Source organism: Enterococcus sp. DIV0240d, assembly GCF_051711245.1.
GTDB classification, from domain to species: Bacteria; Bacillota; Bacilli; order Lactobacillales; family Enterococcaceae; genus Enterococcus_D; species Enterococcus_D casseliflavus.
Window position 1 is genome coordinate 1,584,194 of record NZ_JBIOMG010000001.1, and the last position, 14,482, is coordinate 1,598,675.

12 protein-coding genes, 1 tRNA gene, 1 pseudogene and 2 other annotated features are annotated in these 14,482 nt (G+C 45.9%); of the genes and pseudogenes, 11 read left to right on the forward strand and 3 right to left on the reverse strand.

The features are described 5' to 3' along the window. Positions 1-853: 853 nt before the first annotated feature. Positions 854-1,066, forward strand: a binding site (T-box leader). Between the two features lie 67 nt (positions 1,067-1,133). Further along, positions 1,134-1,380 (forward strand) — a binding site (T-box leader). A 58-nt stretch (positions 1,381-1,438) separates the two neighbouring features. The 7 genes from trpE to trpA are packed head-to-tail and all read left to right on the forward strand — an operon-like array spanning position 1,439 to position 7,847. Further along, positions 1,439-2,845 carry an anthranilate synthase component I gene (trpE, locus tag IGJ25_RS07395; RefSeq protein WP_225000750.1) on the forward strand — a complete coding sequence of 469 codons (1,407 nt, stop codon included), beginning with the start codon at positions 1,439-1,441 and terminating at the stop codon, positions 2,843-2,845. Then, positions 2,826-3,404, forward strand: a complete 579-nt coding sequence (locus tag IGJ25_RS07400) for an aminodeoxychorismate/anthranilate synthase component II (RefSeq protein WP_225000751.1) — start codon at positions 2,826-2,828, stop codon at positions 3,402-3,404. The genes trpE and IGJ25_RS07400 overlap by 20 nt, the downstream gene beginning before the upstream one ends. Before the next feature lie 16 nt (positions 3,405-3,420). Then, on the forward strand, positions 3,421-4,455 hold the full coding sequence (gene trpD / locus IGJ25_RS07405; protein ID WP_225000752.1) for an anthranilate phosphoribosyltransferase: 1,035 nt from the start codon (positions 3,421-3,423) through the stop codon (positions 4,453-4,455). A 26-nt stretch (positions 4,456-4,481) separates the two neighbouring features. Further along, positions 4,482-5,240, forward strand: a complete 759-nt coding sequence (gene trpC, locus IGJ25_RS07410) for an indole-3-glycerol phosphate synthase TrpC (protein ID WP_156235623.1) — start codon at positions 4,482-4,484, stop codon at positions 5,238-5,240. Next, positions 5,237-5,884 carry a phosphoribosylanthranilate isomerase gene (locus tag IGJ25_RS07415; protein WP_225000753.1) on the forward strand — a complete coding sequence of 216 codons (648 nt, stop codon included), beginning with the start codon at positions 5,237-5,239 and terminating at the stop codon, positions 5,882-5,884. The genes trpC and IGJ25_RS07415 overlap by 4 nt, the downstream gene beginning before the upstream one ends. Further along, positions 5,881-7,074 carry a tryptophan synthase subunit beta gene (gene trpB, locus IGJ25_RS07420; protein ID WP_225000754.1) on the forward strand — a complete coding sequence of 398 codons (1,194 nt, stop codon included), beginning with the start codon at positions 5,881-5,883 and terminating at the stop codon, positions 7,072-7,074. The genes IGJ25_RS07415 and trpB overlap by 4 nt, the downstream gene beginning before the upstream one ends. Continuing rightward, positions 7,071-7,847: a tryptophan synthase subunit alpha gene (gene trpA / locus IGJ25_RS07425; RefSeq protein ID WP_332282595.1), complete on the forward strand. Its 777-nt coding sequence runs from the start codon at positions 7,071-7,073 to the stop codon at positions 7,845-7,847. Before trpB ends, trpA begins: the two co-directional genes overlap by 4 nt. A 149-nt stretch (positions 7,848-7,996) precedes the next feature. Here trpA and IGJ25_RS07430 read toward each other — a convergent pair. The 3 genes and pseudogenes from IGJ25_RS07430 to IGJ25_RS07440 form a co-directional block, all read right to left on the reverse strand. Continuing rightward, positions 7,997-8,254: pseudogene (locus tag IGJ25_RS07430) on the reverse strand (PhzF family phenazine biosynthesis protein); the annotation flags it as partial. 200 nt (positions 8,255-8,454) lie between these two features. Continuing rightward, positions 8,455-8,528, reverse strand: a tRNA-Arg gene (locus IGJ25_RS07435). Positions 8,529-8,673: 145 nt separating this feature from the next. After that, positions 8,674-9,372 (reverse strand): O-methyltransferase, encoded by a 699-nt coding sequence (locus IGJ25_RS07440; RefSeq protein ID WP_005225745.1) that lies wholly within the window; start codon positions 9,370-9,372, stop codon positions 8,674-8,676. 571 nt (positions 9,373-9,943) lie between these two features. On the opposite strand from IGJ25_RS07440, the gene IGJ25_RS07445 reads away from it, so the two are divergent. Genes IGJ25_RS07445 through leuD form a run of 4 tightly spaced genes read left to right on the forward strand, consistent with a single transcriptional unit; the run spans position 9,944 to position 14,475 of the window. Then, a complete protein-coding gene (locus IGJ25_RS07445; protein ID WP_086338358.1) occupies positions 9,944-11,464 on the forward strand; it encodes a 2-isopropylmalate synthase in 1,521 nt (506 codons plus the stop codon). Then, positions 11,461-12,525 (forward strand): 3-isopropylmalate dehydrogenase, encoded by a 1,065-nt coding sequence (leuB, locus tag IGJ25_RS07450; RefSeq protein WP_225000758.1) that lies wholly within the window; start codon positions 11,461-11,463, stop codon positions 12,523-12,525. The genes IGJ25_RS07445 and leuB overlap by 4 nt, the downstream gene beginning before the upstream one ends. Further along, entirely contained in the window at positions 12,506-13,888 is a 1,383-nt protein-coding gene (gene leuC, locus IGJ25_RS07455) for a 3-isopropylmalate dehydratase large subunit (RefSeq protein WP_413118849.1), read from the forward strand. The genes leuB and leuC overlap by 20 nt, the downstream gene beginning before the upstream one ends. After that, positions 13,888-14,475 (forward strand): 3-isopropylmalate dehydratase small subunit, encoded by a 588-nt coding sequence (gene leuD / locus IGJ25_RS07460; RefSeq protein WP_016610311.1) that lies wholly within the window; start codon positions 13,888-13,890, stop codon positions 14,473-14,475. The genes leuC and leuD overlap by 1 nt, the downstream gene beginning before the upstream one ends. Positions 14,476-14,482: the final 7 nt, after the last annotated feature.

Genomic DNA, 14,482 nt, shown 5'->3' on the forward strand with positions numbered 1-14,482 from the left:
TTCCTTTCCGAGTCTTGAAGGTCAAAAGAGTCACATTGACTGTTTTGATGAAAGACAACTCTTTCGTGTTCTTTTTGATTTTATACGAAAAAGGCAAGTTTTGCTATTTCCAATTCACTGGATGATGTTTTTTTTATTAAAAAAGATGGGATCGGCAACCTTCTGAGTAACTGTCTAAAGGAATGCGTTTGTTTTATGTGCTTTAACGGTTAGAGGTCTATCATGTGTTCGTATTTCTTCATTCGCAAATACATAGAATAACTTTCTTTCGACAATTTTATTTTTGAGGAAAAAAGACTCTTTTTGCGAGAGGCGTAGAGTTTTCGATGGAGCGCAGAATTGATGATCCATTCAATTTCTGCTTGTTCTTCCTCGGATAATTCGACTTTTTTCTCATTGGATTGAATGAGAGAGTAAGTAAATTCTAAGCAGCTCATTTTATAAATAAAGGTGGAAAAATATAATTTGTCTATGTGCATTTAATCACCCTTTCTTACATTCGGTTCAATCATATAGAAGAATATTTCAAATAACAATTCTGTTTTTTCATGATGTTATGAAAATTTTGGATAAATGTCGATTTTTTGGCAAAATTATAGCAAAGCTTTCACTCTTTGATCTTCACGTAAGGGTTATAAAAAAACAAATATTATTTAAATGGAGTAGCAGCTATAATTAAGTACGCTGAAAGAAGTGAAGGAGATTTTTATCCTAAAGAATGTCTTTTTATTTTGGTTAAGGCAACCCATTGTAGGTTGTTTTCTTGTATTGTCAAAAGGAGTCAAAAAAATAAAATTCGCTTTTTTCTGTTGACAGATCAGCAAAAGCCACGTAATATAGCTACCAATAACTAGTAAAGACCAAACAAAAGAGAAGTATGAGGACGTTCGTCTTGCAGAGAGCTGATGGTGGTGTAAATCAGCAGATTGACGCTTCAGAAATGGACTTTTGTGTCGAAAGGCTGAAATCAGTAGGCTTTTTTCGGGATCTCCCGTTACAGAGAACGATCGTTGATAGACGATCTAGAGAACCAATTGAGGTGGCACCGTGAGTAATCGCCCTCATGCAGACGAGTTTGTTTGCATGAGGGCTTTTTTGTTTTTCTTGCCCTTCAACCAATAAAAAAAATAAACGTAAAATCAAACTAAGAGAAGTACTTGAGTCTTTTTTGGTTACAGAAAGTCGGCGGTGATGAGAATCCGATACCAAGAAATCAAGGAAATGGCCTTAGCCGATCATTTTTTGAACCCTTTTTTGTCAGTAGGAAAATGCGGGAACTCCCGTTATAGAGGAAGACCGTTGTTAGACGGTTGATAGAGAAGAAGTTGTTTTTTTAGGCAACTTTCAATTGAGGTGGTACCGCGGTCATTCGCCCTCAAGCAGACGTTTTTATGATGTTTGCTTGAGGGCTTTTTGTTTACAAAGAAAGGAGCAGCTTATGTATCGAATGGAACGAATCAACAGCGATTGTTTGACACCTGTCTCAGTGTTTTTACGGATTCAAGGGGCGCATAAATGTTTACTGGAAAGTATTCCCAGAGAAGAAGATACGGGACGCTATTCGATCCTCACTTTTGATCCTGTTCAGAAACTGACCTTTAAGGATGGTGTTTTTCAAGTAGAGGATCTTTTGGAAAAAACGGTCAACAAGTATCCCTGTCAGGACCCTTTAAAAGAAATGGAACGGTATGTAGTCAAAAAAGAAACCACCGCTTTACCGAATCTGCCGTTGCAAAGTGGGGCGATCGGGTATGCGGGCTATGATATCGCAGCTTGCTATGAAGATATTGGACAACTGCCCGCAGATGAATTGCAGGTGCCTGATATGGCCTTTTGGCTTTTTGAAACCTTTCTCGTTCTGGATCATCAAAGGGAAACCTTGACCATCATCCTTGAAAATTGCTACAGCCAAAGGGGGACCGCCGAGATGGAGCAGGTACTCCAAGCGGTGCAGCAGCAATTAAGGACACCAGTCGCAGCTGAGACCCGTGGGTTATCGAATGAAAAGCTGCATTTTACAAGTAATGTTACTCAACATGCCTATGAAACGATCGTTCGTGAGGCAAAAGCCAGAATTACGGCAGGGGATATGTTTCAAGTGGTTCCTTCCCAACGTCTACAAGCAGCATTTACGCAAGATCCTTTTGACTATTACCGAAAACTGCGAGTGACGAATCCGTCTGCCTACCTCTATTATCTTGATTTCGATCACGGATTCAAAGTAATCGGCAGTTCACCTGAAAGCTTGATTCGGGTTCAAGGAACAACGATCACCACAAATCCAATCGCTGGTACCCGCAAACGAGGGGCAACCAAAGCAGAAGACGAAGCTTTGGCGGCGGAACTATTAGCAGATGAAAAAGAACGTGCAGAGCACCAAATGCTGATCGATCTGGGGCGCAATGATTTGGGCCGAATCGCTGAACATGGCACGGTTCATGTTCCTTTATACATGGTGATCGAGAAATACCGCTATGTCATGCATATCGTTTCGGTGGTGGCTGCCAAGCGCAGAGCAGGTGTGACGGCAATGGATGCCTTGAAAGCAACCCTGCCAGCAGGCACGGTCAGCGGGGCACCAAAGATTCGTGCCATGACTCGCATCTATCAATGGGAAGCTGTTCGAAGAGGGGTCTATGCGGGAGCCGTTGGGTATTTTTCTCGAAATGATCAAGCGGATTTTGCCATCGGGATTCGGACAATGGTATTGAAAGACGCGATCGCTTATGTCCAGGCAGGGGCGGGTGTCGTTTATGATTCTGATCCCTCATCTGAATACCACGAAACCTTACACAAAGCCAAAGCACTATTGGAGGTGTCAGCCAATGATCTTACTCGTCGATAACTATGATTCGTTTACTTACAATCTTCTCCAGCTCTGTCCAGAAGAAACAGTCGTCTTGCGAAATGATGATCCAGACCTTTTCCTTGTTGCTGAAGAAGCAGATGCTATCATTTTTTCTCCAGGACCAGGACGTCCCGCAGAGGCAGGATTCATGATTCCTTTGATCAAAGCACACCATGATAGCAAGCCGCTTCTAGGGATCTGCTTAGGTCATCAAGCCATTGGAGAAGCGTTTGGTGCCAAAGTGGTCCAAGCACCAGCCATTATGCACGGCAAGCAATCGAGCCTTACGTATCAGAAAAAAGGCGTATTCAAAACCTACCTAGGAGACATGACTGTCATGCGCTATCACTCGCTGGTCATTGAGCCAGCGACCCTTCCTACACAATTTGAGGTGTTGGCTGAAACAAAAGGGATCATCATGGCGATCCAGCATCGACAAAAGCCGATCGTAGGCCTTCAATTCCACCCTGAATCAATGGGGACAAACGAAGGGGCATTTTTTATCCAACGGTTTCTTGAACTCATTCCAGAAAACTCAGCAAAAAGCAGCAAATGAAAATGGAGGAACATTTATGGAAGCAGTCAAAATACAGCAGCCGCAGCAAATCACCCAGCAGCTTTTTAATGGCAGTCATTTAAGTTATCAGGAGATGCGCCACTTTGCTCAAGGAATTTTAAGCGGGATGTTTTCAGAAAGTCAATTGGGGGCAGCGTTAGTTGCGATGAAGATCAACGGCATCACAGCCGCCGAATTGACCGCTTTAGCGGAAATCATGTTAGAGCATGCCGTTGCGATCCCTTATGAAGGAGGAGACGCCATGGATAATTGCGGTACTGGCGGCGACCACTCCAATAGTTTTAATGTCTCCACTACGGCTGCTTTCGTGTTAGCAGCTGGGGGAATCACGATGGCAAAACACGGCAATCGCAGTATCTCTAGTCGTTCAGGTAGTGCCGATGTCTTAGCCTGCTTGGGGGTATCGATCCAAGCATCACCAGAAAAAATCGCTGAACTATTAGCGACTGTCGGCATCGCGTTTCTCTTCGCTCCCTCGTTGCATCCAGGCATGAAAGCAGTGATGAAGATACGGCAAGAATTAGCGACGCCAACGATTTTTAATCTATTAGGTCCCTTGATCAATCCTGTTCCATTGACTACGCAACTGATTGGGACATACGCAGGCGAGAGCTTGGCCGACACCGCTCAGGCGTTAGGCAGTCTTGGTCGGCAACGAGCAATGGTGATCCATGGATGCAACGGGATGGATGAAGCCAATTTGGCAGGTGAAACTGCGATCAGCTTTTATCAAGGAGGAGAGGTAGCCAATTTTTCTTTGGATCCACAAGCGTACGGCTTTACGCCAGCGCCGATTAAGGCGATAGTCGGCGGGGATGCCGCTCAAAATGCGGCGATCTTAACTGCGGTGTTGAAAAATCAACCCTCCGTTTATCTAGAAACGGTGGTCTTAAATGCAGGGTTAGGCTTTTACGCTAACGGCAAAGCCGCCACCCTAGCAGAAGGGTTTGCGATGGCACGGGCGTGTATCGCTTCGGGTGCCGCCTATGACAAACTGCAGGAGTTGATCCGCCAGTCAAATAGCCAATAACTACGAAAGCTGTAAGGAGGAGAATCATGGATTTTTTAGAAACGATCATCCAGAAAAAAGTTAAAGAAGTTGCCGCGATGCCACAAGAAACCGAAAAGGTCGTAGCGAAACGCCCATCATTTTATCAGCAAGTCAAGGAACGACCACAAAAGATGCACCTCATTGCTGAAATCAAGCGAGCTTCACCTTCAAAAGGAGACATTAATCAAGCGATCGACCCAGTCACGCAAGCGCAAGCTTATGAAGCCGCGGGTGTCAGCGGGATTTCCGTTTTGACCGACCAGCAGTTTTTCAAAGGCTCGCTGGCAGATCTTGAAGCAGTCAGTAAGGCTGTTTCGGTGCCTATACTATGCAAAGACTTCATTATCGACAAAAAACAATTGATTCGCGCCAAGAATGCAGGTGCCAGTATCGTTTTATTGATCGTGGCTGCGTTAGAGCCAGCCCGTTTTGTCGCGCTGTATCAAGAAGCCGAAGCACTAGGGTTGGAAGTACTCGTTGAGACTCATAATGCGGCTGAATTTCAACAAGCCCAAGCATTAGGTGCCAAAATCATCGGCGTCAACAATCGTGACCTAAAAACTTTTGACGTTTCCTTGGATGTCAGTGTTGCTTTAGCACCTCAGCCATCAGAGGCGGTTTATATCAGTGAATCTGGTATTCGAACTGCCGCAGATGTGCTGCAGCTTGCACCGTTTTATCATGGAGTCCTCGTTGGAGAAACGTTGATGAGAAGCAATCGAATTGCTGAAACAGCGGCAGATTTGCAGGTGAGCCGCCGATGACCAAAGTGAAAATTTGCGGACTCACCGAACGCCTGCATGTCGAAACTGCCATCAATGCAGGAGCAGATTACCTTGGCTTTGTTTTTGCCGAAAGCCGTCGGAGAATCGATCCGACCCAAGTCCGCAAGATAACGGAGCAAGTACCCGAAAATGTAGGGAAAGTCGGGGTTTTCGTTTCTCCAAGTGTTGAAGAAGTGCAAGCGGCAATTCAAGCCGCCCAACTGACAGCGATTCAGCTCCATGGAAAGGTTCTGCCATCTTTGCAAACAGCCATTCAGAAGGGCGTTTTTGCTCATCAAAAGATCGCAGTGATCCAAGCCTTTGATGGAGAAGCAGAAACTTTAAAGCAAGATTTCCTGAGCTGCGATGCAGATTTTGGTTTATTGGACGCTCCAGTAAGAGATCACCCTTATGCTGGCGGCAACGGCCAGTCCTTTGATTGGCAAAAAGCGGCGAGAGAACCGTTGCCGTTGTCTGAGCGATTTTTTATTGCTGGCGGGTTGCACGCGGAAAATGTAGAAGAGGCGATCCAACTTTTTAAGCCTTATGCTGTCGATGTTTCTTCAGGCGTGGAAACCCAGGGCAAGAAAGACAGTCGGAAAATCGAACAATTTATTCATTTAGTAAAGGAGAAAAAAAGATGACTCAGTATCCCACAAAAGCAGGGTTTTATGGTTCTTTTGGCGGACAGTTTGTGCCAGAGACATTGATGTATGCAGTCAAGCAATTGGAAACTGTCTATCGTGAAGCACAAACGGACGCAAGTTTTCAAACTGAATTACAGGAATATTTGCAAGAGTATGTAGGAAGAGAGACCCCCCTTTATCATGCCCAGCGCTTGTCACAACACTTAGGCGGTGCCAAAATTTATCTGAAGCGAGAAGATTTGAATCATACGGGTGCCCATAAAATCAATAATGCACTTGGCCAAGTCTTATTAGCAAAACGGATGGGGAAAAAGAAAGTGGTAGCAGAGACCGGTGCTGGACAGCATGGCGTCGCCACAGCGACTGCGGCAGCGTTATTCGGTATGGAATGCACGATTTTTATGGGCGCGGTAGATGTTCAGCGGCAAGCACTAAACGTCTTTCGAATGGAATTGTTGGGAGCAAAAGTGGTTTCAGTCACATCAGGCAATCAGACATTGAAAGATGCTGTCAATGAAGCGCTGCGCTACTGGGTCGCAACCGTCGAGGACACTCATTACGTGATGGGTTCGGTACTCGGTCCGCATCCTTTTCCAGAGATCGTTCGAGATTTTCAAAGTGTGATTGGCAGTGAGACACGGCGGCAACTATTAGAAAAAGAAGGACAACTGCCAACGATAGTCGTTGCGTGTGTTGGCGGCGGCAGCAATGCGATGGGAATGTTTTACCCTTTCATCAACGATCAAACCGTTCGTTTGATTGGCGTTGAAGCAGCTGGAAAAGGCGTGGATACTACCGAGCATGCGGCGACTTTAACGAAAGGCAGTATCGGTATTTTACATGGTACCAAAATGCATTTGCTGCAAGACGATGATGGGCAAGTGATTGAACCCTATTCGATTTCAGCTGGTTTGGATTATCCAGGGGTCGGTCCCGAGCATTCTTATTTGAAGGAAATTGCACGTGCGGAGTATTTCGCGGTCACTGATGAAGAAGCTGTTGACGCCTTTTATCTCTTGTCTCAAATCGAAGGCATTATTCCCGCTTTGGAAAGTGCTCATGCCGTTGCCTATGCTTTAAAGTTAGCGCCAACGATGACAGCAGAAGAACGCTTAGTGATCTGTTTGTCTGGGCGAGGGGACAAAGATGTTCAACAAATCAAAGATCGGAAAGGAGTAGCGAAATGACCAGCAAAACATTGACGATGAAACTAAAAGAGCGCCAAAAACGAGGCAAGCCATTGTTTGTACCTTATATTATGGCGGGAGCCAACGGACTGGAACGCCTGCCAGCAGAAATCGAACTGTTGACGACACATGGCGCAGCCGCCATTGAAATCGGCGTGCCCTTTTCAGACCCAGTCGCAGATGGAGCGGTCATCCAAGCAGCTGGAATGCAGGCATTAGCCAATGGCACCACTTTAAAAAAGATCATTGCTGCGCTGCAAACGATCCATTCTGAGGTTCCACTGGTATTGATGGGGTATGCCAATTCATTCTTTCATTATGGGATTGAACAGTTAGCAAATGAGTTAAAAACGACAAATGTGAAAGGGTTGATTATTCCAGATTTGCCTTTTGAACATCGATCGCTAGTAACGCCTACGTTTGATGCGGCGGATCTCGCGCTGCTCACACTGGTCTCTTTGACCAGTCCTCCAGACAGAATTCAGACGCTGATCGAAGAAGCGGAAGGATTCGTTTATGCTGTGACAGTGAACGGTGTCACTGGAGAAGATCGTCAATACAACGAACAGCTGGATCAGCATTTGCAAGCCATTTCGGAAAAAAGTCCGATTCCTGTACTAGCTGGTTTCGGGGTCTCGACCCACGCAGACGTGCAGCGCTTTGCCCGAGTGTGCGATGGGGTAGTGATCGGTTCAAAAATCGTAGCAGCCTTACAGAACGAGCCACTGCCTAAAGTCAGTGAGCTGTTAGCAGAACTTGTTGGTATTTCATAGAAAATCAATGTGAAGGAAAGAACCCGAGTTGGGTTCTTTTTTTTATGAGAAAACTAGTATTCGAGATACTGATGGGCTGCTATGGAAAAAAGAACACGATGTGTGAAGAGGAAAAAAGGCTGATGGAAGATCAACCTAAATTGTTGTGATTATGCCAGTGTATCGGTGTCGATGGTGACTGTCTCGCAAAAATGCCCTCTGCCCCCAACGTAAACACGTTGGATTTCCTTTCGCGAAGTCGTAATTAGTTTGACAAAGATTTCAGAAGGTTCACCTAAATTGCTGCCTTGTTCAAAGCGATACTCTTCTTTTTCGAGGGAACACTTTTGATACAAGAAGCAAGCCAAAGCGGCATTGGAAGTACCTGTGGCAGATTCTTCATTGATGTCAAACAGCTGACAATAAGAATAAATACGGAAACGATGATGCCAATGAAAGAAATTTGCTGAAGATTGAAGCGGATGGGAAGCGTTCGTTTGATTGCTTTTGATGAGGAAGGGAACAGGCTGCTGATTATTCACCAAATTGCTATGGCAAAAATCTAAATCAATTTGGCACAAGAACAAACAAAAACCGCCAAGAACAAGGGTTCTCGACGGTTAAATAACGTTCCAGGAGGGATTCGAACCCCCGACCGTTCGCTTAGAAGGCGAATGCTCTATCCGGCTGAGCTACTGGAACAAATAAATTTCAGCGAATGCTCACTTCGCCTAAGCTGTTGAAATCAATCAGCAACAAATAACATTATAGAAAAAGGGCGCAGCAATGTCAATCTCTTTTCGCCCTTTTCTTATTTTTTCTTTGAAAAAAGGAAGCGCAGCTGCCCTCAACCTTTCTCAGGTTCCTCAAGGATTACGCTATCTGCTTCTTTCGTAATGAGAATCACGCCATCTCCTAAAGGGACGAGGGTGGAGGTCAGCTGAGGATGGTTCATCACGGTATCCAAGAAAAGATTCAATTTGCGATGGATCGCTCGCTGGTTGCGAGGGATGTCTTCGATGGGTTGTAGAATCGTTCCAGCTTGAAACACGTCATCCACCATCAACACGCCGCCTTTGCGTAACAGACGCAGACATTCTGGTAAAAATTCAATGTATTTCGATTTGGCACTGTCCATGAAGATAAAATCATAAGGCCCACTCAATGTAGGCAGGACATCTGCGGCTTGTCCTTCTAATAGCGTGATTTTGTCTTCATTTCCTAAGCGAGCATAGGTTTCTTTGGCTTTGCGGATCATGACGTCAAAGCGATCGATCGTTGTGACATGACCTTCTTTCACACATTGTGCCATTAAGCTTGAAGAAAAACCGATCGCTGTGCCGATCTCAAGGATTTCTTTTGGCTGAAGCTGTCCCAATAAAAACTGCAAAAAGACCACAGTTTCATGTGGGATGATTGGCACTTCTTTTTCATGAGCGGCTTGCTCGATTTCACCAAGTTCGCCGGGTAATTGTTTTTGTTTTTCACGCATAAACGCCACTAGTTCTGGTTTGACTACTGGACGATGCATCATTTCGTTGCGCATCTTCATCCTCCTCATTTATCGCTGCCCCTTATTATACGAATAACTCACCTTAAGTTCAATCTTTTCGAGTCTTTGGAACAACAAAAAAACCAGTCATACGACTGGCAGGATAAAGGGGTGAAAAATATTTTTGGGATATTTCTATCATAACGGTGTTATGTGGAGGTTTGGTTAAAATCCTGTGAAGATCTCGTCAGGTTCTGCTTAAATTTTCATCAAGGAAGAAAAGCAACCCATCATCAGGGCGAAAACGAACTTTTTATCGAAATATTCAGAAAATTCAGGGAAAAGTGTTGACAGAGGAACCTGCTGTTTGGTATCTTCATAACAAGATAAAAAAAGTGATAGGTGACGACGATGGATAAACGATTGAAACAAACAGCTGCATTTTTATTATTATCGTAAGGACTCTTTTTCTATGACCCGCCTTTTTAAGGCATCATTTGAAGAGTCCTATTCGCATTGCATGAAGGAAACCCTTTATGGAGTGCTTTTTTTATACCATTTTTTCAATTTGTTTGAATGAGGTCGCGCCAAGCGTGCCCCTACTACTGCCAAGGAGGAAATAGTGATGAGAAAAATCCAGTTTTTTGACACCACATTGAGAGACGGTGAACAGACGCCGGGAGTCAACTTCAATACAAAAGAGAAGGTTCAACTGGCGCTGCAATTAGAAAAATGGGGGATCGATACGATCGAAGCAGGCTTTCCGATTGCATCAGAAGGAGACTTTCAAGCAGTCCAAGCGATTGCTGGGGCGGTGACGAAAATGACCGTTGCAGGACTTGCCCGTTGTCAGAAAAAAGACATTGATCGTGCCTATGAAGCTCTTCATCAAGCCATCGATCCCCAGATCCATGTCTTTTTAGCAACGAGTGAGGTGCATCGCCAGTACAAGCTGAATATGACGAAAGCAGAAGTACTCGCTTCCATCAAAGAACATGTGGCTTATGCCCGTGAACGCTTTGAAAAAGTTCAATTTTCGCCAGAAGATGCCACCCGCACCGATAAGGCCTTCTTGCTTGAGGCGGTTCAAACAGCGATTGATGCCGGCGCGACGATCATCAATGTGCCCGATACAGTAGGGTTTACCAATCCTACGGAATATGGTGCGCTTTTTGCCTATTTGATCGCCAATATCAAGAGTGAGCAGCCGATCATTTTTTCTTCCCATTGTCATGATGACTTGGGAATGGCGACAGCCAATGCGCTGGCAGCTATCGAAAATGGTGCTGATCGGGTGGAAGGAACGATCAACGGGATCGGCGAACGAGCGGGCAATACCGCACTAGAAGAAGTGGCGCTGGCGTTGCATATACGCAATGATTTCTATCAGGCTACCTCCAACATCAAGTTAAACGAAACAAAACGCACCAGCGATCTGGTGGCACGTTTGTCTGGGATCACGGTACCGAAAAACAAAGCGATCGTCGGCGGCAATGCCTATGCTCATGAATCTGGGATTCATCAAGATGGCGTCTTGAAAAATCCTGAAACTTACGAAATCATTACCCCGCAATTGGTAGGCGTACAAACCAACTCACTGCCTCTTGGCAAACTTTCTGGCCGCCATGCGTTTGTCGATAAAATGCAGCAGCTGGGGTACCAGTTTGACCAAGAAGAAACCAATGAATTGTTTAAACGCTTCAAAGAGTTGGCAGATAAGAAAAAGCAAGTGACCGAACAAGATTTGTTAGCGTTGGTGGCTGACCAGGGCCGCAGCCAAGAAGATGGCTGCGAGTTGGAGTCAGTTCAGCTGCAATACGTGTCCAATGGCCATCAAGGAGCGGTGGTTTCTATCATCAAAGACGAGGAAAAACAAGTGGCATCAGCTATCGGTGCCGGCAGTATCCAAGCTATCTACAACTCGATCGATCAGATTTTCCAGCAGCAGCCGAAGTTGTTGAACTATGAGATCACTGCCTTGACCAGTGGGGAAGATGCGCAAGCGGAAGTGCACGTGGTTATTGAATGCCAGGAAACCAATGAAAAAATCAGCGGGATCGGCTTAGACTTTGATGTCTTGCAGGCGTCAGCCAAAGCCTATGTACAGGCTAGCGCAGCTCTAAAGAATCGAGGTGTCCTTGTTTGAAAAAGATCGTGGTTTTAGCAGGAGATGGCATCGGACCAGAAATTATGGCCAGTGCGCTTGCGGTATTGAAAGCGGCTTGTCCAGACCATCTCCAACGCTTTCATTTTGACCAGCGGCCATTTGGTGGTGCGGCGCTGGCACTTACTGGAGAGCCATTGCCGCAAGAAACACTACAAGCTTGCCAGCAGGCGGATGCGATCCTTTTAGGAGCCATTGGTGATCCAGTTTGGGGAAACGCACCGATAACACCCGAGAAAGGACTTTTGAATTTGCGTCAAGCGTTAGGGCTATACGCCAATATTCGACCTATCAAAGTAGTTGATGCGGTGATTGCTTTGTCTCCCATTAAAGAAGCGATCCTTCGGGGGACAGATTTTGTCATCGTTCGTGAGTTGACTGGCGGTATTTATTTTGGCGAAAAAGCAGAAAAACCTGAAGAAGCCTACGACATCAATCATTATCATCAAGCAGAGATTCGACGGATTTTGCGTAAAGCCTTTGAGATCGCCCGCACGCGGAAGAAGCGGGTTCTCTCTGTCGATAAAGCAAATGTGTTGGCGACTAGCCGACTTTGGCGACGATTAGCGGAAGAAACGGCACAGGAATTCCCAGATTGTCAGTTGACTCATCAATATGTTGATTCCGCCGCTATGAAAATCATCCAAAATCCCAAAGACTTTGATGTAATCGTGACAGAAAATCTCTTTGGCGACATTTTAAGTGATGAAGCCTCGGTTTTGCCAGGGTCATTAGGGGTGCTGCCCAGCGCAAGTCATGGCGCAGAAGGGGTTTCTTTATATGAACCGATTCATGGCTCTGCACCTGATATCGCTGGGCAAAATTGCGCCAATCCGGTTTCCATGATTTTATCTGTCGTCATGATGCTAAGAGAGTCCTTTCAAGAGGAAGAGCTGGCGGATACCATCGAAAGTGCTTGTTACGAGGTAATGAATGCGGGGATCTTGACCCGTGATCTAGGTGGTACAGCAACAACAACTGCCTTTACAGAAGCGGTTATTGCACAGTTAGGAGTGAGCAATTATGGGGAAAACGCTGTTTGATAAACTATGGGATCGGCATGTCATCACAGGAGAAGAAGGGCAAGCGCAGCTGCTTTATGTCGATCTGCATATGATCCATGAAGTGACGACACCGCAAGCCTTCGAAGGATTACGGCAAGCGGGACGGACCGTCCGTTGTCCCGAAAAAACCTTCGCAACGATGGATCACAACGTGCCTACCAAAGATATTTTTACCATTACTGATCTGGTTGCAAAAAAGCAAATGGACACGTTACGTAAAAACTGTCAAGATTTTGGGATCGAATTGTGTGACAATGGCTCTGCCAACCAAGGAATCGTCCACATGGTTGGCCCAGAAGTTGGCTTGACCCAACCAGGGAAAACGATCGTTTGCGGGGATTCCCACACTGCCACCCATGGTGCTTTCGGTGCGATCGCGTTTGGGATCGGTACGAGTGAAGTAGAGCATGTCTTTGCGACACAGACGATTTGGCAGACAAAACCGAAACGCATGGGAGTTGAGATTACCGGTCACCTGCAGCCGGGAGTGTACGCCAAAGATATTATTTTGGCATTGATCGCGACCCATGGCACTGATTTTGGTGGTGGCTATGCCGTAGAATTCTTTGGCGAAACGATCCGTAGCCTGACGATGGAAGAACGCATGACCATTTGCAATATGTCGATCGAAGGTGGGGCGAAAATGGGCTTGATCGCACCTGATGAAACGACCTTTGCTTATGTGAAGGATCGACGCTTTGCGCCGCAAGCGTTTGCCAGTGCGGTGTCTGATTGGCAAACCCTTTATACCGATGAAGATGCTAACTATGATGCCCTGATCACCCTAGACGCAACAACCTTAGAACCCTATATCACTTGGGGAACCAATCCAGAAATGGGGGTACCAGTCAGCGAAGCGTTTCCTGAAGTGCGGGATCACAATGATCAGCAAGCCTATGAATATATGGCGCTGCAACCTGGACAGACAGCTGCTGATATCCCCATTGAATACATTTTTATTGGATCGTGTACCAATGGTCGTTTGTCTGATCTGCAAGAGGCAGCGGCGATTTTGAAAGGTCAGACCATCAAAGAAGGGGTCACTGGTATTATCGTTCCTGGTTCACGCCCTGTTCGTAAAGCAGCGGAAGCGATCGGTTTAGACAAAGTCTTTATTGACGCTGGTTTTGAATGGCGGGAGCCTGGCTGTTCCATGTGCTTAGGAATGAATCCTGATAAAGTACCAGAAGGCGTCCACTGTGCCTCCACATCAAACCGCAATTTTGTTGGACGGCAAGGGAAAAACGCGCGGACGCACCTCTGTAGTCCAGCGATGGCGGCAGCAGCTGCGATTCATGGGCGCTTTGTCGATGTACGAGAAGTGGTTGGAGGTGTTGGTTAATGGAAGCTTTTACGCAATTTGAAGGTACGACGCTGCCTTTGATGAATGACAATATCGATACCGATCAAATCCTACCGAAAAATTATTTGAAACGCGTTGAAAAAACGGGCTTTGGCGAATTTTTATTTGACGATTGGCGCTATTTGCCGCAACGCAAGCCTAATCCAGCATTTATCTTGAATGATCCAGCATATCAGACCGCTCAAGTCCTCGTCACTGGTGATAATTTTGGTTCTGGCTCTTCACGAGAGCACGCGGCATGGGCGCTGTTGGATTACGGCTTTAAAGCCGTGATTGCTGGCAGCTTCGGTGATATTTTCTATATGAATGCCACCAAAAACGGGCTGCTGCCCATCGAGCTGCCATTGGATGTTCGCCAAAGGATCGCCTCGCTGCCTGCTTCTGAAAAAATCAGCATCGACTTGCCGAGGCAATGTGTGATCGTTGCTGGGGAGGAGCATTTCTTTGCAATCGATGCTACCTGGAAACACAAATTGATCCACGGTCTCGATGAGATCAGTATCACGTTGCAGGAAGAGGCGAAAATCACCGCCTATGAGCAGACGATTCCAGCGTATTGGCAGTAGGGCTAGC

What these genes read in the sequence shown, in the direction of transcription:
- trpE (WP_225000750.1), top strand. Translation starts at nt 1,439, where the DNA reads ATGTATCGAATGGAACGAATCAACAGCGATTGTTTGACACCTGTCTCA.
- IGJ25_RS07400 (WP_225000751.1), top strand. Translation starts at nt 2,826, where the DNA reads ATGATCTTACTCGTCGATAACTATGATTCGTTTACTTACAATCTTCTC.
- trpD (WP_225000752.1), top strand. Translation starts at nt 3,421, where the DNA reads ATGGAAGCAGTCAAAATACAGCAGCCGCAGCAAATCACCCAGCAGCTT.
- trpC (WP_156235623.1), top strand. Translation starts at nt 4,482, where the DNA reads ATGGATTTTTTAGAAACGATCATCCAGAAAAAAGTTAAAGAAGTTGCC.
- IGJ25_RS07415 (WP_225000753.1), top strand. Translation starts at nt 5,237, where the DNA reads ATGACCAAAGTGAAAATTTGCGGACTCACCGAACGCCTGCATGTCGAA.
- trpB (WP_225000754.1), top strand. Translation starts at nt 5,881, where the DNA reads ATGACTCAGTATCCCACAAAAGCAGGGTTTTATGGTTCTTTTGGCGGA.
- trpA (WP_332282595.1), top strand. Translation starts at nt 7,071, where the DNA reads ATGACCAGCAAAACATTGACGATGAAACTAAAAGAGCGCCAAAAACGA.
- IGJ25_RS07440 (WP_005225745.1), bottom strand. Translation starts at nt 9,372, where the DNA reads ATGCGCAACGAAATGATGCATCGTCCAGTAGTCAAACCAGAACTAGTG.
- IGJ25_RS07445 (WP_086338358.1), top strand. Translation starts at nt 9,944, where the DNA reads ATGAGAAAAATCCAGTTTTTTGACACCACATTGAGAGACGGTGAACAG.
- leuC (WP_413118849.1), top strand. Translation starts at nt 12,506, where the DNA reads ATGGGGAAAACGCTGTTTGATAAACTATGGGATCGGCATGTCATCACA.
- leuD (WP_016610311.1), top strand. Translation starts at nt 13,888, where the DNA reads ATGGAAGCTTTTACGCAATTTGAAGGTACGACGCTGCCTTTGATGAAT.